Origin of the sequence: Bradyrhizobium sp. ISRA442 (assembly GCF_038085055.1) — a bacterium.
Classification (GTDB): domain Bacteria; phylum Pseudomonadota; class Alphaproteobacteria; order Rhizobiales; family Xanthobacteraceae; genus Bradyrhizobium.
Genome location: NZ_JALGCN010000005.1, coordinates 444,089 through 464,043, shown reverse-complemented (window position 1 = coordinate 464,043; position 19,955 = coordinate 444,089). Strand labels below are relative to the sequence as shown.

Annotated in this window: 25 protein-coding genes; 6 read left to right on the top strand and 19 right to left on the bottom strand. The window is 63.2% G+C overall.

Annotated elements, in window-relative coordinates; all coding sequences use genetic code 11:
- Window positions 1-540 (bottom strand): vitamin K epoxide reductase family protein, encoded by a 540-nt coding sequence (locus MTR72_RS14440; protein WP_341510428.1) that lies wholly within the window; start codon window positions 538-540, stop codon window positions 1-3.
- A gap of 648 nt (window positions 541-1,188) precedes the next feature.
- On the opposite strand from MTR72_RS14440, the gene MTR72_RS14435 reads away from it, so the two are divergent.
- Window positions 1,189-2,772 carry a cytochrome c/FTR1 family iron permease gene (locus tag MTR72_RS14435; protein ID WP_280967319.1) on the top strand — a complete coding sequence of 528 codons (1,584 nt, stop codon included), beginning with the start codon at window positions 1,189-1,191 and terminating at the stop codon, window positions 2,770-2,772.
- A gap of 74 nt (window positions 2,773-2,846) precedes the next feature.
- Here the strand turns inward: MTR72_RS14435 and MTR72_RS14430 are convergent, their stop codons facing one another.
- The 5 genes from MTR72_RS14430 to MTR72_RS14410 all read right to left on the bottom strand — a co-directional run bounded on the left by MTR72_RS14430 (window position 2,847) and on the right by MTR72_RS14410 (window position 6,044).
- Window positions 2,847-3,050: a VOC family protein gene (locus tag MTR72_RS14430; RefSeq protein ID WP_280967320.1), complete on the bottom strand. Its 204-nt coding sequence runs from the start codon at window positions 3,048-3,050 to the stop codon at window positions 2,847-2,849.
- A 136-nt stretch (window positions 3,051-3,186) separates the two neighbouring features.
- A complete protein-coding gene (locus tag MTR72_RS14425; protein WP_280967321.1) occupies window positions 3,187-3,618 on the bottom strand; it encodes a nuclear transport factor 2 family protein in 432 nt (143 codons plus the stop codon).
- The gene (locus MTR72_RS14420; protein WP_280971314.1) at window positions 3,618-3,857 is read right to left on the bottom strand and encodes a hypothetical protein; all 240 of its coding nucleotides are present in this window, start codon (window positions 3,855-3,857) and stop codon (window positions 3,618-3,620) included. The genes MTR72_RS14425 and MTR72_RS14420 overlap by 1 nt, the downstream gene beginning before the upstream one ends.
- A 122-nt stretch (window positions 3,858-3,979) precedes the next feature.
- Entirely contained in the window at window positions 3,980-5,287 is a 1,308-nt protein-coding gene (locus MTR72_RS14415) for an MFS transporter (RefSeq protein ID WP_280967323.1), read from the bottom strand.
- Window positions 5,288-5,684: 397 nt separating this feature from the next.
- Window positions 5,685-6,044 (bottom strand): hypothetical protein, encoded by a 360-nt coding sequence (locus MTR72_RS14410; protein WP_280967324.1) that lies wholly within the window; start codon window positions 6,042-6,044, stop codon window positions 5,685-5,687.
- A 158-nt stretch (window positions 6,045-6,202) separates the two neighbouring features.
- Here MTR72_RS14410 and MTR72_RS14405 point away from each other — a divergent pair, with 158 nt between their 5' ends.
- The gene (locus MTR72_RS14405; RefSeq protein WP_280967325.1) at window positions 6,203-6,427 is read left to right on the top strand and encodes a hypothetical protein; all 225 of its coding nucleotides are present in this window, start codon (window positions 6,203-6,205) and stop codon (window positions 6,425-6,427) included.
- Window positions 6,428-6,513: 86 nt separating this feature from the next.
- Here the strand turns inward: MTR72_RS14405 and MTR72_RS14400 are convergent, their stop codons facing one another.
- The 3 genes from MTR72_RS14400 to MTR72_RS14390 all read right to left on the bottom strand — a co-directional run bounded on the left by MTR72_RS14400 (window position 6,514) and on the right by MTR72_RS14390 (window position 8,272).
- Window positions 6,514-6,942, bottom strand: a complete 429-nt coding sequence (locus MTR72_RS14400; protein WP_280967326.1) for a CBS domain-containing protein — start codon at window positions 6,940-6,942, stop codon at window positions 6,514-6,516.
- Between the two features lie 136 nt (window positions 6,943-7,078).
- The gene (locus MTR72_RS14395; RefSeq protein ID WP_280967327.1) at window positions 7,079-7,372 is read right to left on the bottom strand and encodes a hypothetical protein; all 294 of its coding nucleotides are present in this window, start codon (window positions 7,370-7,372) and stop codon (window positions 7,079-7,081) included.
- A 213-nt stretch (window positions 7,373-7,585) separates the two neighbouring features.
- Window positions 7,586-8,272, bottom strand: coding sequence for a DNA-3-methyladenine glycosylase I (locus MTR72_RS14390; RefSeq protein ID WP_280967328.1), 687 nt, complete (start codon window positions 8,270-8,272; stop codon window positions 7,586-7,588).
- A 241-nt stretch (window positions 8,273-8,513) separates the two neighbouring features.
- Here MTR72_RS14390 and MTR72_RS14385 point away from each other — a divergent pair, with 241 nt between their 5' ends.
- Window positions 8,514-9,341 carry a metallophosphoesterase family protein gene (locus tag MTR72_RS14385; RefSeq protein ID WP_280967329.1) on the top strand — a complete coding sequence of 276 codons (828 nt, stop codon included), beginning with the start codon at window positions 8,514-8,516 and terminating at the stop codon, window positions 9,339-9,341.
- Here the strand turns inward: MTR72_RS14385 and MTR72_RS14380 are convergent.
- The 4 genes from MTR72_RS14380 to MTR72_RS14365 form a co-directional block, all read right to left on the bottom strand.
- The gene (locus tag MTR72_RS14380) at window positions 9,280-9,765 is read right to left on the bottom strand and encodes a Crp/Fnr family transcriptional regulator (protein ID WP_280967330.1); all 486 of its coding nucleotides are present in this window, start codon (window positions 9,763-9,765) and stop codon (window positions 9,280-9,282) included. The two genes, MTR72_RS14385 and MTR72_RS14380, sit on opposite strands and share 62 nt — an antisense overlap.
- A gap of 129 nt (window positions 9,766-9,894) precedes the next feature.
- Window positions 9,895-10,626 (bottom strand): di-trans,poly-cis-decaprenylcistransferase, encoded by a 732-nt coding sequence (locus MTR72_RS14375; protein WP_280967331.1) that lies wholly within the window; start codon window positions 10,624-10,626, stop codon window positions 9,895-9,897.
- 31 nt (window positions 10,627-10,657) lie between these two features.
- On the bottom strand, window positions 10,658-11,032 hold the full coding sequence (locus MTR72_RS14370) for a transcriptional regulator (RefSeq protein ID WP_341510427.1): 375 nt from the start codon (window positions 11,030-11,032) through the stop codon (window positions 10,658-10,660).
- The gene (locus MTR72_RS14365; protein WP_280971153.1) at window positions 11,019-11,636 is read right to left on the bottom strand and encodes a hypothetical protein; all 618 of its coding nucleotides are present in this window, start codon (window positions 11,634-11,636) and stop codon (window positions 11,019-11,021) included. The genes MTR72_RS14370 and MTR72_RS14365 overlap by 14 nt, the downstream gene beginning before the upstream one ends.
- 203 nt (window positions 11,637-11,839) lie before the next feature.
- Here MTR72_RS14365 and MTR72_RS14360 point away from each other — a divergent pair, with 203 nt between their 5' ends.
- Entirely contained in the window at window positions 11,840-13,087 is a 1,248-nt protein-coding gene (locus MTR72_RS14360) for a S1C family serine protease (protein WP_280967333.1), read from the top strand.
- 29 nt (window positions 13,088-13,116) lie between these two features.
- Here the strand turns inward: MTR72_RS14360 and MTR72_RS14355 are convergent, their stop codons facing one another.
- From MTR72_RS14355 to MTR72_RS14335, 5 genes are all read right to left on the bottom strand, one after another.
- Window positions 13,117-13,854 (bottom strand): DUF899 domain-containing protein, encoded by a 738-nt coding sequence (locus MTR72_RS14355; RefSeq protein ID WP_280967334.1) that lies wholly within the window; start codon window positions 13,852-13,854, stop codon window positions 13,117-13,119.
- 20 nt (window positions 13,855-13,874) lie between these two features.
- A complete protein-coding gene (locus MTR72_RS14350) occupies window positions 13,875-14,219 on the bottom strand; it encodes an SRPBCC family protein (protein WP_280967335.1) in 345 nt (114 codons plus the stop codon).
- On the bottom strand, window positions 14,219-14,671 hold the full coding sequence (locus tag MTR72_RS14345; RefSeq protein ID WP_280967336.1) for an ArsR/SmtB family transcription factor: 453 nt from the start codon (window positions 14,669-14,671) through the stop codon (window positions 14,219-14,221). The genes MTR72_RS14350 and MTR72_RS14345 overlap by 1 nt, the downstream gene beginning before the upstream one ends.
- Window positions 14,672-14,791: 120 nt before the next feature.
- Complete coding sequence (locus tag MTR72_RS14340) at window positions 14,792-15,082, bottom strand: DUF3551 domain-containing protein (RefSeq protein ID WP_280967337.1); 291 nt, start codon at window positions 15,080-15,082, stop codon at window positions 14,792-14,794.
- Between the two features lie 160 nt (window positions 15,083-15,242).
- Window positions 15,243-16,217, bottom strand: a complete 975-nt coding sequence (locus MTR72_RS14335) for a Bug family tripartite tricarboxylate transporter substrate binding protein (RefSeq protein WP_280967338.1) — start codon at window positions 16,215-16,217, stop codon at window positions 15,243-15,245.
- A gap of 134 nt (window positions 16,218-16,351) precedes the next feature.
- On the opposite strand from MTR72_RS14335, the gene MTR72_RS14330 reads away from it, so the two are divergent.
- Together MTR72_RS14330 and MTR72_RS14325 are read left to right on the top strand one after the other, a co-directional pair.
- Window positions 16,352-16,762, top strand: coding sequence for a VOC family protein (locus MTR72_RS14330; RefSeq protein WP_280967339.1), 411 nt, complete (start codon window positions 16,352-16,354; stop codon window positions 16,760-16,762).
- Window positions 16,763-16,932: 170 nt separating this feature from the next.
- Window positions 16,933-18,513, top strand: coding sequence for an AMP-binding protein (locus tag MTR72_RS14325; RefSeq protein WP_341510426.1), 1,581 nt, complete (start codon window positions 16,933-16,935; stop codon window positions 18,511-18,513).
- A gap of 71 nt (window positions 18,514-18,584) precedes the next feature.
- On the opposite strand, the gene MTR72_RS14320 is transcribed toward MTR72_RS14325, so the two are convergent.
- Window positions 18,585-19,679 (bottom strand): HD-GYP domain-containing protein, encoded by a 1,095-nt coding sequence (locus tag MTR72_RS14320; protein WP_280967341.1) that lies wholly within the window; start codon window positions 19,677-19,679, stop codon window positions 18,585-18,587.
- Between the last annotated feature and the right edge of the window lie 276 nt (window positions 19,680-19,955).

Sequence of the window (19,955 nt, the reverse complement as noted above, 5' to 3'; positions counted from 1 at the left end):
TCACCCTAATTTCCATACCGACCACAGCAGCACCGGCGATAAGAACGCAGTCGTCAGGCAATAGAAGCAATAACCTCCAAAAATCATCATATCGCGCACACCGAGAATGTTTGCGAGCGTTGCCGCGGTCGAAAGCACCAGCAACACGATCCAGGTCCAGCGACCCAACGGCGCGAGCAATAACGCGACGATCACGATGTAAAGGGCGGCGCCGATATAGCCGTCGGGAATGCCAAACGGTCGCGCGAACGGAGCATTGGCGACCCCTTCGCAGCCCTCGCCGAAAAAGGGACAAATGAGGCGACCGACGAGCCGGCTCTGATATAGCCCGACGTAGAGCATGGCTGCAGCACTCGCTAGTGCGACAGCAAATGCAATATAACGATACACGCTCATTCGTCTGGCCAAATCCCTCGTGGCTTCAAATGCCGCAGTAGGCTGGGCTCGATGATTTATCATCAACCGCCTGCCGCGCCGCGCCTGCACAAAATGATAGCCGTTGTGGAGGTTCGGCTGGGCTCTGAGAAAGGTTACCAGCACTCAGAAATTTTATTGCGTAGAACCCTTTGCAGCTCGTTTTTGAGAGCGGCTGATGTCCCAGCATGGTCACCGCCCGCCGGGACCTCGATGCTGTTCACTTCGAGGCAGGCGACACAGCACTTCTCGGGTCGCGTGCATGCGGCTTGCGCCTGGCGCAGTTGGCAGCGAGCGGGTCAGCGGCCCGGCGGACAGGCCTCAAAAGAAGTTGACCTGGAGCCGAATTAGAACGCCTCAAATTGCACCGACCCGAAACCGGCGGTACGACCATCGTCGGGCCCAACTTTCAATTGGCATCCCGTGAAGCTGCTATCCTTACCATCTCGTCTTGTAGTGCTCGCCATGCTGCTGGCTCTGGCTTTCTTTGGCGCAGCGAGGGCCGAGACAAGCGATGTCGAGACCACATGGCGACTATTGGATTACATCGCGGTGGATTACGCCGGCGCCGTGTCGCACGGTACGGTTACGAGTCCTTCCGAATATGCCGAGCAGAACGAGTTCGCGGCGACCATCGCTGCGAAGCTCGCTGCGCTCCCGCCCAAGCCGGAGCGGCAAGCGCTTGCGACTGAAGCTGCCCGCCTGCAGCGTGCCATCGCCGACAAGACTGACGCCGAGCAAGTCGCAACTATAGCGCATGGCCTGGCGGCGGCGTTGCTCGCGGCCTACCCGGTGCCGCTGGCGCCGAATAAGGTTCCGGACTTCGCACGCGGCGCGACGTTGTTCGCTCAGAACTGCGCCACCTGCCATGGCGAGGCCGGCGACGGCCATGGACCAGATGCCGTCAAGCTTGATACGCCGCCCATCGCGTTCACGGATGCCGAGCGCGCTCGCCAGCGCAGCGTGTTCGCACTCTACCAGGTGATCACCCAAGGTCTCGACGGAACGGCGATGTCGAGCTTCGACAGCCTACCGACCGATGATCGTTGGGCTTTGGCGTTCTACGCTGGTCATTTCGCCTTTCCCGATCCAGCAGCGGCCGAAGGCGAACGGCTGTGGAGGCAGAACGCCTCGCTTCACCGGCTCGTTCCCGATCTGAAGACGCTCGCCGGCACAACACCCGCAGCGCTCGCGAGCAAGATCGGACAGGACAAGGCCGACGCTCTCATGGCTTATTTGCGTCGCCATCCCGACGCGGTCCTGCTGCAGCAGGGCGGATCCCTGTCACTGGTGCGCGGTCGCCTGACCGAGAGCCTTGCCGCCTATCGTGCAGGGGACCGCCTGCATGCCGGCGAGCTGGCTTTGTCTGCCTATCTCGATGGATTCGAGCCGATCGAACCGGCGCTGGGCGCGCGCGATCGTACGCTCATGGAGCGGATCGAGGGCGCGATGGGCGACTATCGCGCCGCCATCCAGAGCGGAGAGAATGCCGACGCGCTCGCCGATCGCGTGCAGGTCCTCGACGATCTTTTTGACGACGCCGAGGCGTCGCTCTCCCCCGATGCGGCAAGCGGCCTCTCAACGTTTATCGGGGCGGCGACGATCCTGCTGCGCGAGGGGCTGGAAGCGCTGCTGATCGTCGTTGCGATGATCGCTTTCCTGCGCAAGGCCGAGCGGATGGAGGTCATGCCCTACGTCCACGCGGGTTGGGTGGGCGCCCTCGTCGCCGGCCTCCTGACCTGGATCGTCGCGACCTGGGTGATCGGAATCAGCGGCGCGAGCCGAGAGCTGACGGAGGGGTTCGGGTCGGTCTTCGCCGCCGTCGTCCTGCTCTCGGTCGGCATCTGGATGCATGGCAAGGCACAAGCCGACCAATGGCAACGCTACATTCGCGAAAGGATGGCGAATGCCTTGTCCGGAAGTTCGGCCTGGTTGCTGTTTGGGCTCGCTTTCATCGTCGTCTACCGAGAGGTGTTCGAGACGATCCTGTTCTACGCGGCGCTGTGGGCCCAGGGAAACGGCAGCATGATACTCGCCGGAGCACTGAGCGCGTGTGCAGCACTTGGGGGCATCGCGTGGGCGATGCTGCGCTATAGCAGTCGGCTGCCGATCGGTAAGTTCTTCACCTACAGTTCGTGGCTCATGGCGGTTCTGACGGTCGTGCTGGCCGGCAAGGGCATCGCAGCTCTGCAAGAGGCCGGCATCGTCAGCATCGCCCCGCTACGCTCGGTGCCGCGTATCTCGTTGGTTGGTCTGTTCCCAACTGCGCAAACTGTTGCGGCCCAGGTGCTGATGATCGCGGCTCTGGCCATAGGGTTCGCTCTCAATCGTCGAAAGATCGCATGGAAGGATGGATAAGGCCTAGGTCGAGATTTATGAGCGGCAGCTTGCCGAGTTGCCCCGTGATTAGACGTGGATGATTCTGACTCGGCTCAGCGACGAGGCCGCCAAGCGGCGGTCCACCTCAGTAGCAGGCCGCAGCCGGCGCCGCCCGGCGGCCGCACGACCACCCAGCGCTTGCCGCCACCGAGCGGTGTGTCTTCGCAGAGCTCGAAATTCAAAGCGCGTGTGAAGAAGGTGATCGCTTCGTCATAGTCCGCGACCACAAGACTGACGAGGGACAGACGCTGATTCATTGCCGAACCGAGAGGATGAGACAAGCTTGCAACGGCAAGATCAGGTTACATCGGCCCAATTGTTGTCGGACTCCAAACGAGAGGCGAGCCTGTGTCGATATTCGCGCGGTGCGACCTTTCCACGCAAGAGTCGCCGCTAACCGATGCCGTGCTGCTTCAAAAGCGCCTGCTCATCGCCTGACACCCAGCCGAAGACCTTCGGGGTCCCATTCAATTTTTGAACGAAGTAGTGAGTATCGAAATCTATCGGCATGTCCGGCTGACCTTTGCGGGTGTAGATCGCCGTCCAGGCGACGTGGGCCACGCAATGAGATTCGTCGATTGGGGAAAGGCGGATATTGCGTATCCGCACATCCTTCGTCCCGATCGCCCGATAGTGGGCATACCCCTGCGCCATGACCTGCCTGAATTGGTCGTCGTTCCTTCCGGTCCTGACCCCAGCAGGCGCGGCGCCAATAAACTCGGACGCATATAGCGAGGCGACCTCATCCATATCCACGTCGCCATCGAGGGCTTGATTGAAAAGGCGCTGATATCGCTCGAATAGTTTCCTGACGTCGGCTTCCATTATTTGCTCTCCAAGTGCTGGGATCCGATGATCTTGCGCCATCCGTCGACGAGCGCTTCGGACTCACCTGCGACCAACTCCCCGGCATCCTGGAGAGCGCGCTTGTCATCATCGGTGAAGCCCACCACAGCCTGCAGCCGCATGAATTCCTCCAGCGTCACCGGCGAGCGTTGGACCTTGCCATAGTCATATCCGGAATGTGGGAGACCGGCATCTCTTGCTCCCTCGCCGCCCCACATGTCCCGTAATCGTCGCAGCGATCGTGCGTTCCTATTTCTCCCGTCGTTCAGTCCTGCGCTGGACTGCCAGGATCGCCTCCGCGAACGCCACGGGTGCTTGTCTCGGCGCGAAGCCAAGCGAGTCAACGCTCCGACGCTGGAGCCGACCTGGCATTGGCTTGCATGGGCCCGCGCGTATAGCCCTCCGGGATCACGATCGAGGGATCGGCCGGATCCAGCGCATCATGCGTGACCACCGTGCCCACAAGTGCGGTTGTGGCAAGATCGAACTCGGTCTTGCGCGGGGAGGTAAGCGAGGCCTGGACACGTGTGCGGTAGAATACGTAGGCCGCAAGCAGCGCCTGGGCTATCGCGGTAAACAGGAATAGCGCGCGCGGTCCTGCCGCCGACATGAAGGTGGCGGCAATGAGAGGCCCGACCACCGAACCGAGGCCGTTGGTAAGCAGGATTGTAGCAGCGATCGCTACGACGTCACTCGCTGGGGTCTTGTCGTAGGCGTGGGCCGCGGCAAGCGAATAGCCGGGCAGCGCGAGCGCCCCGAAGAGAATGCCAAATAGCAGCAGCGTCGCTCCCGATGCGGCGATCAGCCATGAGGCGACGCCCGCGGCGGCAGCTCCTATCAAGAGAACAAGCAGAACCCAGCGACGATCGACGCGGTCGGATAGACGGCCGACCGGGAGCTGGACGATCGCGCCGGCCAGCACCGCGGTACTCATGAACAGCGCCACCTGATCGATGCTGAGGCCGCTGCCGGCGGCCGACAGCGGCGCAAGGCCCCAGAATGCACCATTAGCGGCTCCAATCATGAAACTTGCGACCAGCGCAACCGGCGCCGCGCGATATAGCTGCCCGACGCGAAAGCTGACGATGGTAACCGGTGCTGGTTGCGCGGCGCGGGTCAGTGCCACCGGAACAATGGCCAACGAGGACAGTATGGCGGCCACCATGAAGTTCCCGGCTTCGGCGACCGGATAAAGCGTCACCAAACTCTGACCAAGTGTGATGGCGCCATAATTGACCATCACATAAGCCGACAGTACGAGTCCGCGCGTCTCGTTCGAGGCCCGATCGTTGAGCCAGCTCTCGACCACCAGATAGAGACCGGCGAGGCAGAGGCCAGTTACGCCGCGCAGCACGATCCAGGCCGCGACCACCGGCGCGAGCGCGTAGGCAAGCGCCACGGCAGCCGCCACCGCGACCATTGCTGTAAAGGCGCGAATGTGTCCTGCGCGCAGGATCAGATAAGGCGCGAGCAGGCAGCCGCTGACGAAGCCGACATAATAGGCTGAACTGATGACGCCGAGCGCAAGATCGTCAAAACCTTCCGCGCTGCCCCGCAGCGGCAGCAAAGTGAATTGCAGGCCGCTGCCTGCCAGCAGGAACGCGAGCCCCAGGAGCAACGACACGATCGGGCGCAAGGTCTTCGGCATCCGGATCGCCCCAGCAGTCATCGAGTCCAGATTCATCGAATCCACAATCTCTTGGCAAGACACGATAAAGAGCTGCGTACCAATTCAGAGGTGTGTCCGGCGAGATCGTTCTCGGAACCTTCGCCTCGAAGGCAAAAGATCGCGCGTTCGAAACGTGATGCCTGCACACGATCGATGGCCTACGAACTGGAAGGAAACAAACAGCGGCTACGATTGACGTCGCCCGGGACGGTTGCGCCATGTCAGAGGGCTTCGCAGAATAGCGAAGCAGTAGTACCCATCCTCATCGGCCGTGGCACGCCACGGCCGATGAGTGATTGTCCTGTCTCACCGCGGTGCGGTGTCTCGATGCGCGGTCTTGAGACGCGATTGCGCGCCTCGGAGGCGGCCCGCGAGGTCACCGGGACTGGTAGTCGGGGCTCTTCATGTGTTTCCTGGTACCGCTTACGCCGACAGATCGCTTCGAAGGACGCTCACGCATCTCGGCACGAGCGTTGTTCGGATTGTTCGCGTTGCCCATAGCATTGGCGGAGCCCGCTGCAGCATTGGCGGAGCCCGCTGCGTTGGGGGAACCTGCAGCGCCACCCGGCCCTATGAGGCCCGACTTTCCGGCGGGCGTCTGCGTATTTTTGTTGAGGGCATCACGATCCGGATACATTGCGCAGTCTACGCATTGCGCGGACGCGAAGGATGTCAGGGAAATCGACATCAAAACCGACATCAAAGATGTGGCGACCAGGGTCTTGTAGTTCATCATTGGATCTTCCCTTGGTTTTGTCGTTGCCCAGCTAAGCCGGGATTCTCGCCGATCGCTCGGCAGAGTCTGCTACCCGAGAAACAGTTCGGCGTGCTTTGGTTCGCCGCCTCACGAACAGGGCTGATGTGCGCGCGCGTCAGGGCGATCGCCCGACGCTCTTGACCGGCGATACGGTGCTGAGAATGCTCCGCAACGAGCATCCGCACACCGTCCTGGGCCCGTCGATGGAAATGAAACTCAGAGCGGAACTGACAGCGGAAGAAGCGGCTGAAGCTGTGGACCAGGATCACGTCGAGCGGTGGCCGCCTGACCCTGCCGCCAAGGTCGTCTATGACCTCAATCCCAGCAGCGTACGTCGTCGGGCCAGCCATGAATCAGCATGAGAGGCCCGCCCGCGCCGACGGGCCATTACGACGTCCCGCTGCTGCGAGCGCAGACATCAGGCTCCCTCTGCCCCGGCGATCGATCGCTAGAACTGCGTATGCTCGCCGCCAGGCTCGGATATCTGGGCAAGAGCCACACCGGCGCTCCCGTTCGCCTTGCGTGCGACATCGCCGAGTGCAATCACACCAACGAGGCGTTTGTCGCTGTTAAGGACCGGCAGCCGGCGAACCTGAAGATCCCCCATGGATTGACAGGCCGCTTCGACGTCTTCGTCTTCAAAGCAATACATCACGTCCGCGGTCATAGCCTCGGCGACCGGTGTCTCGGGCCCTCGCCCTTTGCCAATCGCGCGAATAGCGATGTCCCGGTCGGTGATCATTCCGACGAGCCGGTCATCGGCGCCAACCGGCAGAAAGCCGACGCCAAGGGCGGACATGAGCTCTGCGGCGGATTGAATCGTGTCCTGGGGATTGACGACTTTTGGTTCGGTGGTCATTGCCTCGCGAACAAGCATCTGGGTGCTCCTATTTGGCGCGGCGAATTTACGATCGGTAACTGCCGGCGATGCGGTCCCCCGCCGGCACAAGTCTCGTTTGCGGCTGCCGAAGATCGACTCACCGTCTATTGAAGGCGCCGATCCGAGTGGCCTCTCAGTGTTTCACGTGCTCGAACACCACGATCACGCCGGTCGGCTCGGGTTCATGTGCCATCAGGCGCGTCAGATCCGAATCGCCCCAGTCGGCCAGGCTCACGACTTCGCCGCTCTGGCGATCGGCCCCGACCGACTGCGCGGGCTCGAGAACCTTGAGTCCGCTCTCGTCGACGAAGAACGTGTGCTCGCCAAACATGCTGTTGAGTTGCGGCATGGCGGGATGCTCGTCGGGGAGCACCTGAGCACCCAGTTGCCTGACGGTCTGCTTCACCTGTTCGGACGTTAGCTTCATGGGCTGCTCCGTTTCTGTCATGTCAGGTTTCATAGCGGCCGAGGCGAACGTTCCATGCGCCCTGGTTCGCCTGGCTCAAGTTTCCGAACGGGTGCTGCGGACAAATGTTCCAGCGCAATGCATCTCGTGATGACGGATTGCATCCGCCGCGCTGATGGCACTGGATCGCCACGATAAGCACATCATTGAGCGACCCGGTACGACCGGATCCGGCTATTCGCTCCGGTTCTCGCCGACCGACAGCGCGCAGATCCGCGACATATGCGTGTAGGGCAGACCGGTCTCCTCGGCCCAGGCGTTGAACTGCGCCTGCACCTTGGCGAGATCGCCCTTCGACTTCACCTCCTCAGCAATGTCGAGGCCGGCGCCACGCAGGCAGGCAACGACGTCCTTAGATGTGACAAAGCCGTCCCAGCCGATGAAGCGCAGCAGCATCTGGCCGGTGTTGCCTCCGAGCCGGCTGCCGCGCTTGGTAAGGAGATCGAGCAGGCCGATCTCGTCGGATGAGGGCCACTTCGCTAGGAACTTGCCGAAGCTGCCGTGCTCTCGTGCGATCTCCTGGACGAAGGCAGCGTTCTCGCGCACCGACATGATCTTGGCGCCATTGCGAACGATGCGCGTGTCGCGCATCAGGTCCTCCCAATAGTCCTCGGGCTGGAAGGCCAGCTTGGCCGGCTGGAAGCGCAGGAATGCATCTTCAAACCCGTCCCATTTGGTCTCGATCACGCTCCAAGCGAAGCCTGCGCAAAACACCCGCTTGGTCATCTCCGCAAGGATGCGATCGTCGCCTAGTTTCGTCAGCCGCTTCAGGTCGGGCTTTGCCGGCATCAGCTTTTCCAGTGCCGTGGGCCCGCCCTTGCGCTTTTCGGCACGGGCACGAATGGTCTTGAAGGAGGTCATACGGTCACCGCGGGTGGGGGCGCATCACGACAGCAGACTTCGATGACTTCGTCCAGTGCGGTGCCGCCAACGGCCTCCGCGAGCGCGAACGCGGTGCAATACGAACGCGCGCCAATAAGCGTCCGATGACCGGTCGCCGGCTGATTTGACGCGGCAGGCAGGCACTGGGCTGGTCTGGTTCTTGCTTTTCCAATCATCCGGATTGCCGGCTTCGTTCATTTCCTGGGCAATTGGATTTTCAATGCGCTGCCTGGTCGTTGCAGACCTGCACTACTCGCTGCCGCAGTTTGACTGGCTGGTGAGCGCCGCGCCGCATTTCGACCTGATCATCTTTGCCGGCGACGCCCTCGATGTCGGCTCCATGGTGGACTTTCGCGCACAGATCGTGGTGGTGAGAAAGTACCTTGCGCTGCTGGCCGGTCAGACGCGCGTCATCCTTTGTTCCGGCAATCACGACCTCGACGAGCGCAATGCGGAGGGCGAGAAGATCGCACGCTGGATCGCGGGGGTGCGCGAGCTCGGGATCGCCTGCGACGGCGACAGCCTCACCATCGACGACACGTTGTTCACGGTGTGCCCGTGGTGGGATGGGCCGCAGGTCAAGCAGTGCATCGCGGACCAGCTTCGCGACGCCGCCGGCAAACGGCCGCAGCGATGGATCTGGGCCCATCACGCGCCGCCGGCGGATTCGCCGACGAGCTGGGACGGCAAGCGCTTCTTCGGCGACGTCGAGCTCGTGCAGTGGATCATGCAGTATCAGCCCTCGATGGTGATCTCGGGCCACGTGCATCAGTCGCCGTTCATCAAGGACGGCTCATGGTTCGACCGGCTGGGTCCGACCTGGGTGTTCAACGCGGGCCTACAACCCGGCCGGCCGCCGACACATATCGTACTGGATCTCGATGCGAACCGGGCGTTCTGGCTTGCCGCCGGCGAAGCACAGTGGATCGGTCTCAACGCGCCGCTGAAGCGGCCCGCTGCATTTGTCGAGGAGCCGCCGGACTGGCTCACATCCTTGGATCGGATTGCCGATCCGAGCCTGGCGAGACCTCAAGCGGCGGCAGGTTGATCATGCTCTGGAGCACCTCGCCGACCATCGCCAGATGCGTGCCGTGGCCAGCATATTGCCGCTTGAGATCGGCGAGATAGGTGTTGGCGACGTTGAGCCGCTGGGCCAGCATGCGCGCGATCAGGATCGCCACATCCGGCTCCCGCTTGAGGAAAGAGGCGGCATCGTCGAATTCGTAGATGATCGCATCGGAGCAGGCCCGCACCGTCGCGGTGTGTGGCTGGCCGAGCAGCACGGACATTTCGCCGAGCACCGCACCGGGCTCGGTGATGGTGGCGACCACCATGTCGCCCTTGATCACCTCGAGCTTGCCCTCCATCAGAACGTAGAGATGGCCTGTGGTCCCGCCCTCGGCGATGACGAGCGTGCCGGCCTTGACCTGCCGCTCCGTCCCGCCGGTGCAAAAGTCCAAAACTGAGGGCATCAACGATACTCCCGATGCGGCCGAGACTAGGCGCGGGATCGACAGACGTCGAAGCGATAAATGTTGCGACGTTGCTCAATTTTTCGGCATCACGGCCGATGCTAAAGAGCCGATGCTAAAGACTTGGCGCTAAAGACTTGGCGCCGGCTCCAGCGGCAGGGACTGGAGTCCGCCAAAACGGCGTTCACGGCCGTGGAAGGACGCCAGCGCCTCGGCAAGATCATTGGCGTCGAATTCGGGCCACATCCGCTCGGTGAAGTGCAGCTCGGCGTAGGCGCCTTCCCATAGCAGGAAGTCTGACAGCCGTTTCTCGCCGGAGGTGCGGATGATCAGATCGACGTCGCGCAAGGACGCTTCCCCGGTGACGAGCTGGGAGAATGCCTCGCGGGTGAGGCTCGTCAGCGCGGCCGCCTTGGCCGCGGCGTTGAGGATGGCATCGCGCGCCGAATAGTCGACGGCGATGCGCAAGTGCAGCACGTTGCCATGCGCCGTTGCGTCCTCAGCACGCGCGATAGCGGCGGCGATGCCGTCCGGCAGGCGGTCGCGGCGGCCGATCACGGTGAGGCGCACGCCGTTCTTCAGCAGGCTCTGCACCTCGTTGGCGAGATAGAAGCGGAGCAGCGTCATGAGTGCGGCGACCTCGGCCTTGGGCCTGCGCCAATTGTCGGTCGAGAAGGCATAGAGCGTCAGCGTGCCGATGCCCTGCCTGGGCGCGGCCTCGACGATGCGGCGGATCGCCTCGACGCCGGCTTCATGGCCGCGTGCGCGCGACAGGCCGCGGCGCGTCGCCCATCGTCCGTTGCCGTCCATGATGATGCCAACGTGAAGCTTCTCGTTCTGGGACGTGACGCCACTTTGCATTGCAAAGTCTCCGGTCAAAAAGGGGGGACGATCAGGTCGGAAGGATGCCGAGCCTGCCGAGCGGCGGCGCTTCGCGGCTGGCGGCCTTGGCGGCGTCGCGCACGAGGCGCTCGAGCACGGCGAGATAGTCGAGGAAGCGGCGGCGGCCGGTCTTGGTCAGGCGGCAGGTGGTGTGCGGACGGTTGCCTTCGTAACCCTTGGTCACCTCGACGAGGCCGGCTTCCTGGAGCACGGCAAGATGCCGGCTGAGATTGCCGTCAGTCAGGCCGCAGAGCTGCTTGAGATCGGCAAATGCCAGGCCTTTGGGATAAGCCATCAGCGAGGTCAGGAGCCCGAGCCTCGCCTTCTCGTGGATCACGCGGTCTAACCCCTCATAGGAAAACGGCGCGCTGTCAGTCTTCGACATCATTGTCTCCGGACGCGAAATACAGAATGGCCGCCATCACCGACTGGCCGATCACGAAGGGCAGGCCCATGGTCCATGGCGACAGCGTGTGGGTCCCGCTCGCCAGCACCACCACTGCGAAACCCGAGACGAAATACCAGGCGCCGGCAAGCGCGACGGTGCGCGGCAGCGAGCGGACGGAGGCGAAGATGCCGAGCGACACCAGGATCTGCCACAGGCCCGGCAAGAGCCAGAGCGTCTCGGCGGCGAACTTCCACATCACCACTGCAAGCAGCACGCCTGCGATGCCGGCGGGAAGGAACTGCTCGGCCGCCTGATGGATCATGGCATCGGCGAGGCCGGAGTGATGGCGGCGCGAACGCGCGCGCATTTCGATCCAGATCATCAGGCCGGACAGGACGGCGGCAATGAACCAGCCAAGGAAGAAGCGGAGCGGCTCGCCGGTGGGATCGCCGAGCAGCCAGAATTGCAGGAATGCGGTGATCAGCGCGACGGCGCCGGTTGCCGCCATGGTCGCGGGGCCGTAGCCGCGAAACGCCGTGCCGGCCGCGATCTGGCTGCGGATCGCCACGATATCGGCCAGTGCCTTGTCGAGATCGCGCATCTGCGACGCCAATATCTCGCTCCGTCCGCGTTTCCTTGTGATCACTTACCGTTCACTTTGTATCGCAAAGTATACCGTATCGCAAAGCAACGGCAAGCCTGAAAGTCGATTACGGCGACACGGCCCCGAGCCAACAACTGCCGGTTGCACAGAATCGTGTCAGGCAGATAAGATGCGGATCATGGCATTCCGGGGGCGTTAATATGTTGAAGTCGGCTGTCATCGCGTGCCTGCTGCAGGCGCTCGCGATCGGAGTTGCGAATGCAGCGGGACCGTTCGGCTCGGTGAGCACCGGCAATTGGATCGGCGGTGCCTTCACCAATGATGAAACGCGCGCCTTCTCGCATTGTGCGGCGACCGCGCCCTATGCCAACGGCGTCAGCCTCGTCGTCGGCCAGAACGTGGCCGGTTCCTGGCTTTTGAGCTTTGCCAGCCCCGCATTCAAGTTCACCAAGGGCGAGAACGCCGCGATCGACGTGATCTTCGACGGCCAGGAGCAGGCTCGGCTGTTCGCGACCGCCAATGCGCCGAACATGCTCACCGCCATCATGCCGCCCAACGTCACGCGCACGTTTCAGAAGGCGAGCCTGATGGTGGCGACCGCGGGTCGTACCGCGCTGCAGTTCCAGTTGACCTCGACCGCGCCCTTGATCGCGGCGCTCGCCAATTGCGTCACCAGGGTGAAAGCCGACGGGATCGACAAGGCCGGCGATTTTACGAAGGTTGCCGCAAAGCCCCCGGCTGCCGCGGATAAGCAGACGCCCTCGCCAGCAGGCAAATCCGGTCGAGCCGTGAGCATCAGCGGCACGGGCTTCGTGGTCAGCCCGAGCGGGCATATCGTGACCAATCATCACGTGATTGACGGCTGCGTCGGGGATATCAAGGGCAATCTTGCCGGCGAGGCCGCGATGGTCTTGCGGGTCGTATCCAGCGATGCAACCAACGATCTCGCGCTGCTGCGAGCGCCGGCAACGGTCACATTCAAGGATTTTGCAAGAATCCGCGACCGCTCGATGCACTCCGGCGATTCCGTCGTGGCCATCGGCTTTCCCTTGCACGGCTTGCTCACCTCCGACCTGACCGTGACCACCGGCGTCGTGAGTTCACTCAGCGGCATCCGCAATGACACAGGTCGCTTGCAGATCAGCGCGGCAATCCAGGCAGGCAACAGCGGTGGGCCGTTGTTCGATATGTCCGGCCAGGTGGCAGGCGTCGTTGTGTCCAAACTCAATGCACTGAGGATGATCAAGGAGACCGGGCAGCTTACCGAGAACATCAACTTCGCCATCAAGACCGGTGCGCTGCGCGACTTCCTCGACAATTCGGTGGTGCCCTATCAGACCGCGGAGCCCAAGGGCGAGCTCAAGACCACCGACATCGCCGGCAATGCACGCCCCTACACCATGCTGATCTCCTGCAACGGCACCGAGCAGGCGGACGCGAAGCGGTAGGGTGATGGGCGCAATGGCCGGCGCGCCCCTCACCCGTGACAGCACGCCCCCTTGGTCGCCTGCGGCTCGTACTGGTCGCGCAGGCGGACCCAATCCATTGGATATGGCAGCCCCTCCTCGTGACGGCCGAGCGGCGTGAGGTCGAGGTACTGATAGGCGGCATTCATCATGTCGAGGCCGCGCGCAAAGCAGGAATAGGTGTGAAAGATCTCGCCGGCCTCGTTGCGGTAGAACACGCTGATGCCGGGCAGCTCGGGGCCATAGAACGGCGTGGTACCGAAATTGTACTTCGGCACGCCCTTGTCGATTTGCTCGCGACTGAACGTGACTTCGTAGTCGGAGTTGAAGTCGTTGTCGCCGGAGGAGACCCAATCGAAGGTCCAGCCCATCCGCTTCTTGAAGGCCTCGAGCTTGGCCACCGGCGCCAGCGAGACCGCGACCATAGTGGTGTCGCGCGCGGCGAGGTGCGGCACCATGCGCTCAAACCCGTCGGCCCAGAACGAGCAGCTCTTGCAGGCGGCGTCCCAGTCGGGCGCGAACATCACGTGCTGCACCACGAGTTGCGGCCGGCCCTTGAAGAGATCGCCGAGGGTGATCTTACCGTTCGGGCTGTCGAAGACGTAGTTCTTGTCGACCTTGACCCACGGAAGCCGGCGGCGTTCCTCGGCGAGGCGCTCGCGCGCCTGTGTCAGCTCCTTCTCATGCGCCAGATGGGCTTTGCGGGCCGCAATCCATTGCTCGCGCGAGACGATCTGATGTTGTTGCATGGCGTCCTCCTCTGAAGGGATCAGGCGACGAAGGCGTCGAGCTTGTCGAAGAACGAGCTCCAGCCGCGCTGATGGTTGTCGCGTGCGGTTTCGTCGAAGAACTGGGCGTGATGGAACACCATCAACGTGCCGGTGCTGTCCGGCTTCAGTGTGATCGTCACGAGCGATTCGCGCTCTGGCGTCGAATGCCAGGCCCAGGTGAAAACCAGCCGCTCGTTCGGCACCACCTCGCGGTAGGTCCCGCCGGCTTCGAAATATTCGCCGTCGTCGCGGGTGAAGCTGATCCGGTAGCGGCCGCCGGCGCGGACGTCGAGCTCGGCGTTCAGCGTGGCCGGTTTCATGTTCGGCGGCCCGAACCATCGCACTAGCTGCTCGGCTTGCGTCCAGGCGGCGTAGACCTTTTCCGGCCGCGCGCGGAGGCGGCGCGTGAGCGTGAGGCTTGGGCGTTCGGCGGCACGGAGATCGGCGCCAGCGGCTGCGTTGGCCATGGGTTTTCCTCCACAAAGGCGGCAAGGCGATCGAGATTGTCGGACCAGAACTGCGCGTAGCGATTGAGCCAGTTCATCGCCTGCTCCATCGGCCTCGCGGTGAGCCGGCAAGAGACCGTACGCCCGCTCTTCTCCCGCACGATCAGTCCGGCATCCGACAACACATCGAGATGTTTCATGATCGCCGGCAGCGAGATCGGAAACGGCGCGGCCAGCTCACTCACCGACAGGCTGTCCTGCGCGCCGAGGCGTGCCAGCAGCGCGCGCCGCGTCGGATCGGACAATGCCGCAAAGGTGCGGTCCAGCGTCTCGTCCTGATACTTAACCATATGGTTTAGTATAGGGGCGAACGAACGGACGTCAAGCCGGAACCCACGCGGGGCGGGTTGCACGACTGCGTGATTGGGCGACAAGACCGCCCACGGAACGATCAGACTGGAAAAGCGCCTCTAGTACGGCGTGACGGGCCGCGCGCGCCGACGCGGCTGCGGTAGCGGCTGCGGTTGCGGCCAAGGCGCCTGACCATAGGCGACAAGCGGATTGGGACCGCAGTACAACAGCCGGCCGGAGACGCTGGCCAGACATTGCTCATAGGTGCTGTAGGCGCATTCGCCGGGATAATCGAACTCGCCGCCCTGGGCGCACCAGGGATAGTCGCGCGCCGCCGCGGGAGTGACGCTGACAACACCGGCAAGGACCGTCGCACCCAGCGTCAGCAACGCCAATTGCGTCTTGCGCATGATCCCAACTCCTCTCTTCACGGCGCGAGATGCAGCGCCATCCATCATCAGGTCTCGGCACACCGTTTTATTCCGGATCAACCGGACTAGGCACCAAGAAAAAAAGCCCTGTCATACGACAGGGCTCCATTCCTGGCCGCCTCCGGCCATCACAAGACCGCTACTCGACCTTGAGGCCGGCGAATTCGACGACCTTCTTCCACTTGTCGGTCTCGGCCTTGATGTCATCGCCGAACTTTTCCGGCGTCTGGACCAGTGGATCGCCGCCGAGCTCGACCAGGCGCTTCTTCATATCGGGCTCGGCGAGGATCGCGTTGATCTCACTGTTGAGCTTGGCGATGATCTCCTTCGGCGTGTTCTTCGGCGCGCCCATGCCGAACAATGCGCTCGCCTCATAACCCTTCACGGTCTCTGCGACCGCTTGCACGTCGGGCAGCAGCGGGGAACGCTCCGTCGTGGTCACGCCGATCGCGCGAAGCGCGCCAGAACGGATGTGTTGGATGATCGAGGGCATGTTGTCGAAGATCACCTGCACCTGGCCGCCGAGCATGTCGGTGATCGCGGGCGCGGCGCCACGATAAGGCACGTGCTGCATCTTGCAGCCGGTCATCGCCATGAACATCTCGCCGGACAGATGCACCGAGGTGCCGTTGCCGGACGAGGCCATGTTCACCTTGCCGGGATTGGCCTTCACATATTCGATGAACTCGGCGACGTTCTTCGCCGGCACGTCCTTGTTGACGGTCATCACGTTCGGCACGCGCTGGAACGAGGCGACCGGTGCGATGTCGCTCACGAATTTGAACTTCAGATTGGCGTAGAGCGAGGCGTTGATGTAGTTGGCCGGATTGACCAGCAGCAAGGTGTAGCCGTCGGGCTCAGCGTTGACCACAGATTCGGTACCGATGTTGTTGCCGGCGCCCGGCTTGTTCTCGATCACGAATTGCTGGCCGAACTTTTCCGACAGCCGCTGGCCGATCAGGCGCGCCAGGATATCGGTGGCTCCGCCCGGCGGATAGCCGACAACCCATTTCACCGGATGCGCCGGATAATCGGCGGCAAGCGCCTTCGACAGCGGGGTGGCTGCAAGCGGACTGGCTGCGAGCAGGCCCAGCGCGGTACGGCGTGTGATCATCTCAAAATCTCTCCCGACTTGTTGTTCTTGAAAGCGTCGTGGGCGGCGTTGTAACAAAGCTTGCCGCATGCGGAAAGTGCGCGCGGCACGCCGCGACGAAAGGATAAGGCAAAGGATAAGCAAAGGATAAAGACATGCCGGTCAAGGTCGAGGCTCTCGATCACCTCGTGATCAATGTCTCTGACGTCGCACGCACCACCGAGTGGTATCGCAAGATCCTCGGCATGGAAGTCAAGGTCTTCGACCCCGGTGGCGGCAAAGCGCCGCGGACTTCGCTTCAATTCGGTAACCAGAAGATCAACGTCCGGCCGCGCGATGCCGACAGGGTGGAATGGTTCACCGCGGACCGGGCGACCGCCGGCAGCGAGGATCTGTGCTTTCTCACCTCCGCCACACCCGATGAGGTCGTGGCGCATTTGCAGGCAAACGGTGTCGCGATCGAGGAAGGCCCGGTTCCCAAGCAGGGCGCCCGCGGCACGCTGCGCTCGGTCTATTGCCGCGATCCGGACGGCAGCCTGATCGAAATTTCGTCGTACGAAGATTAGGGCGTGCGGGCGCCACTCGCTCGATCCTCAAGCCCGGCCATGACGATGGTGAGAGCGCGTGTGCCATAGCCGCATGTCGCGCATGCATTTGCCCCTCGCCCCATCCGATGGCAGAAAGACTCCCGACACAAAAGCAGCCGCCACCCAAAACAGGCTGCACGGGAGGACACATGCCGAATTCGCAAGCCGTAGCCGGAGTAGTGGGTCCATTTGCAGGTCTCGACGTGCCCTGGCTGCTCAAGATGCGCGCCGAGGTGCGCCGCGATCATCCGTTTCTGATCTGGGCGCTGTTCGACGCGCCGGCGCGGCGCTGGAGCTACGGCGAATTCCACGAGCGGGTCGGCGCACTCGCGGCGGGACTCGCAAGACGCGGCGTGAAGCCGGGCGAATATGTACTGATCCATCTCGACAATTGCATCGAGGCGATGCTGGCCTGGTTTGCCTGCGTCGAGCTCGGCGCGATCGCGGTGACCACCAACACCCGTTCGGCGCCGGCCGAGATGGAATATTTCGCCGGTCATTGCGGCGCGGTCGCCGCGATCACGCAGCCGGCCTATGCGGAAATCGTCGCAAAGCACTGCCGCGAGCTGCGCTGGATGGCGGTGACCTCGCATGATGCGGGCGCGACACCCGCGCAAGCCATAGCGCGCGGCGACAGCTTCGAGGCGCTGTTTGCCGACAGCGCCGACCGTCCGCGGCGCGCCACCGATCCGCTCGCGCCGTGCAGCGTGCAGTACACCTCGGGCACGACGTCGCGCCCGAAGGCGGTGCTCTGGACCCACGCCAACGCGCTGTGGGGTGCCAAGATCAACGCAGCGCATGAGGACCTGCACGCCAGCGACGTGCACCAGACCTATCTGCCGCTGTTTCACACCAATGCGCTGGCCTATTCCATGCTGGCGACGCTGTGGGTCGGCGGCTCCTGCGTGATCCAGCCGCGCTTCTCGGCGAGCCGCTTCTGGGGTGTCGCGCGCGAGCACGGCTCGACCTGGACCTCGACGATCCCGTTCTGCATGAAGGCGCTGCTCGAGCACGAGATCCCCCGGGATCACAAATTCCGCCTATGGGGCACCGCGGTCAACGAGCCGCCGGCCTTCGCGGCCTTCGGCGTCAAAATCATCGGCTGGTGGGGCATGACCGAGACCATCACCCACGGCATCATCGGCGAGGTCGATCAGCCCAACATCCCGATGTCGATCGGCCGCGCCGCGCCGGAGTATGAGATCCGCATCACCGATGACGATGGCCGGCCGACGGAGGTCGGCGACACCGGCAATCTCTCGATCAAGGGCATTCCCGGCCTGTCGCTGTTCGCGGAATATCTGCACAACGAAAAGGCGACACGCGAGAGCTTCGACGAGCACGGATTCTTCATCACCGGCGATCGCGTCGTGCGGCTCGACAACGGCTACATCCGCTTCGGCGACCGCGCCAAGGACATGCTGAAGGTCGGCGGCGAGAATGTCGCGGCGTCCGAGATCGAGCAGGTGATCGCGCTGGTGCCGGGCGTGCGCGAGGCGGCCGTGGTGGCCAAGAAGCACCCGATGCTGGACGAGGTGCCTGTGGTCTTCATCATCCCGCAAGGCGGCGTCGCCGGCGCGCCGCCCGACCTGCACGACACCGTGATGGCCGCCTGCCGCGCCGGCCTTGCCGACTTCAAGCTGCCGCGCGAGATCCGCTTCGTCGACGACATGCCGCGCTCGACGCTGGAGAAGGTGGCGAAGGCGGAGCTGCGGAAGATGGTGGAGTAGCGCGTGGCCGGTCGTTGTCGCGTGAACCATCGCCACAACGTCGTCCTGGCTTTCGCCAGGACGACACCGAGTCAGAACGACCCCAGCGCCACGGGCCGGAACGCCTGCAGGAGCTGCTGGTCGAGCTTGCCGCCCATGCCTTCCATCATCGCGAACGCCCGGGAGTGGGTGAAGGGCATGCGGTAGGCGCGCTTCTCCACCAGCGCGGCGTAGATGTCGACGATGGTGGTGAGTCGCACGATGTCGCTGATCTGGTTCGACGACAGGCCATTGGGATAGCCGCTGCCGTCGAGAAATTCGTGGTGATGCAGGACCACATCCAGCATCTCCGGCGGAAAGCCGCCTTGAGCTGCGAGCGCATCATAGCCGCGGCGCGGATGCTGGCGGACCTCGTCCATCTCCTCGTCGGTGAGCTTGCCGGGCTTGTCGAGCAGTGCGGTCGGAACGAAGGCCTTGCCGACGTCGTGCAGCAGCGCGGCCCGGGTGAGCCGGCGCTGGTCGTCCTCGCGCATGCCGAGATGCTGCGCGAAGGCGACGGCAAAGCCGGTGACGAACAGGCAATGCCGATAGCTGCCGACATGGTGGCAGCCGACGGTGGTGAGCCACTCGCGCAGCGAGGAATGCTTGATCGCCTTCAAAATCTTGCTCTCTGCGGCGATCACATCGTCGAAGGTCAGGGGCACGCCGAGCGGCAGCTTCTCGAACATCTTGGTCAGGACCGCATGCGCCGCCTCGACGCCGCGATTGAGCGTCTTGCCGCGATCGGTTGCATCATAGGCGGCAGTGTCGGGGAAGGCAGCGCGGATCCGCTGCAGGATGGCCTCGGCCTGGAGCGGCCGCGAGATCGTGTCGGTGGCCCCGAGCGCCCAGGCCTGCATGGTGCCGTGATGCAGGGCATCCGCGAGCACGAACAGCCGCGGCATCGAGCGATAGGCATCGCCGCGCAGCTTGTTGCGCACCCGCTGCACGCTCTCTGGCGAGCGCAGGTTGATGTCGACCACGATGCCGGAGAGATCGCGCCCCGGCTGCTCGGGGATGTCCTCGGTCGAAACCGTCGAAACGTCGCCGACCGCCTGCAAAATGCTGGCGAGTTCGCTGCTCTCGTCGCTCCGATCGGAGGCGAGCAGAAGCCGGCGTTTGGCGGCTGGTTTGGCTGAGGCGGTCATGGCTTCCCCAAAGCAACTGAGAGCACGTGCGTATTGTGCGACAGCCTAAGCCGGATCAGGTTCTCCGGCCCTTAAGATGCGTGCTCAATGGAACCCTGCGGGGAATGGTCAAATTTTAGGGAATTTGGCAGCGCTGGCGCGCCCGAACCAAAATCTCGAAAACAACCCCATGCAAAGTAGCAGGGCCATTGATGACAAAGGAGATTTCGAGCTCTGAAATCTCCTCACTGTCATCGCCCGCGAACGCGGGCGATCCAGTACTCCGAGATGTCGGTC

Bases quoted from the DNA above. Each gene is read 5' to 3' on its own strand.
- MTR72_RS14365 (WP_280971153.1), bottom strand. From the start codon at position 11,636: ATGCGCGATCTCGACAAGGCACTGGCCGATATCGTGGCGATCCGCAGC.
- MTR72_RS14330 (WP_280967339.1), top strand. From the start codon at position 16,352: ATGCCGGTCAAGGTCGAGGCTCTCGATCACCTCGTGATCAATGTCTCT.
- MTR72_RS14340 (WP_280967337.1), bottom strand. From the start codon at position 15,082: ATGCGCAAGACGCAATTGGCGTTGCTGACGCTGGGTGCGACGGTCCTT.
- MTR72_RS14370 (WP_341510427.1), bottom strand. From the start codon at position 11,032: ATGTCGAAGACTGACAGCGCGCCGTTTTCCTATGAGGGGTTAGACCGC.
- MTR72_RS14345 (WP_280967336.1), bottom strand. From the start codon at position 14,671: ATGGTTAAGTATCAGGACGAGACGCTGGACCGCACCTTTGCGGCATTG.
- MTR72_RS14390 (WP_280967328.1), bottom strand. From the start codon at position 8,272: ATGACCTCCTTCAAGACCATTCGTGCCCGTGCCGAAAAGCGCAAGGGC.
- MTR72_RS14420 (WP_280971314.1), bottom strand. From the start codon at position 3,857: ATGTGGGGCGGCGAGGGAGCAAGAGATGCCGGTCTCCCACATTCCGGA.
- MTR72_RS14355 (WP_280967334.1), bottom strand. From the start codon at position 13,854: ATGCAACAACATCAGATCGTCTCGCGCGAGCAATGGATTGCGGCCCGC.
- MTR72_RS14400 (WP_280967326.1), bottom strand. From the start codon at position 6,942: ATGCTTGTTCGCGAGGCAATGACCACCGAACCAAAAGTCGTCAATCCC.
- MTR72_RS14385 (WP_280967329.1), top strand. From the start codon at position 8,514: ATGCGCTGCCTGGTCGTTGCAGACCTGCACTACTCGCTGCCGCAGTTT.
- MTR72_RS14415 (WP_280967323.1), bottom strand. From the start codon at position 5,287: ATGCCGAAGACCTTGCGCCCGATCGTGTCGTTGCTCCTGGGGCTCGCG.
- MTR72_RS14320 (WP_280967341.1), bottom strand. From the start codon at position 19,679: ATGACCGCCTCAGCCAAACCAGCCGCCAAACGCCGGCTTCTGCTCGCC.
- MTR72_RS14335 (WP_280967338.1), bottom strand. From the start codon at position 16,217: ATGATCACACGCCGTACCGCGCTGGGCCTGCTCGCAGCCAGTCCGCTT.
- MTR72_RS14375 (WP_280967331.1), bottom strand. From the start codon at position 10,626: ATGCAAAGTGGCGTCACGTCCCAGAACGAGAAGCTTCACGTTGGCATC.
- MTR72_RS14430 (WP_280967320.1), bottom strand. From the start codon at position 3,050: ATGAATCAGCGTCTGTCCCTCGTCAGTCTTGTGGTCGCGGACTATGAC.
- MTR72_RS14395 (WP_280967327.1), bottom strand. From the start codon at position 7,372: ATGAAGCTAACGTCCGAACAGGTGAAGCAGACCGTCAGGCAACTGGGT.
- MTR72_RS14410 (WP_280967324.1), bottom strand. From the start codon at position 6,044: ATGATGAACTACAAGACCCTGGTCGCCACATCTTTGATGTCGGTTTTG.
- MTR72_RS14380 (WP_280967330.1), bottom strand. From the start codon at position 9,765: ATGCCCTCAGTTTTGGACTTTTGCACCGGCGGGACGGAGCGGCAGGTC.
- MTR72_RS14325 (WP_341510426.1), top strand. From the start codon at position 16,933: ATGCCGAATTCGCAAGCCGTAGCCGGAGTAGTGGGTCCATTTGCAGGT.
- MTR72_RS14360 (WP_280967333.1), top strand. From the start codon at position 11,840: ATGTTGAAGTCGGCTGTCATCGCGTGCCTGCTGCAGGCGCTCGCGATC.
- MTR72_RS14425 (WP_280967321.1), bottom strand. From the start codon at position 3,618: ATGGAAGCCGACGTCAGGAAACTATTCGAGCGATATCAGCGCCTTTTC.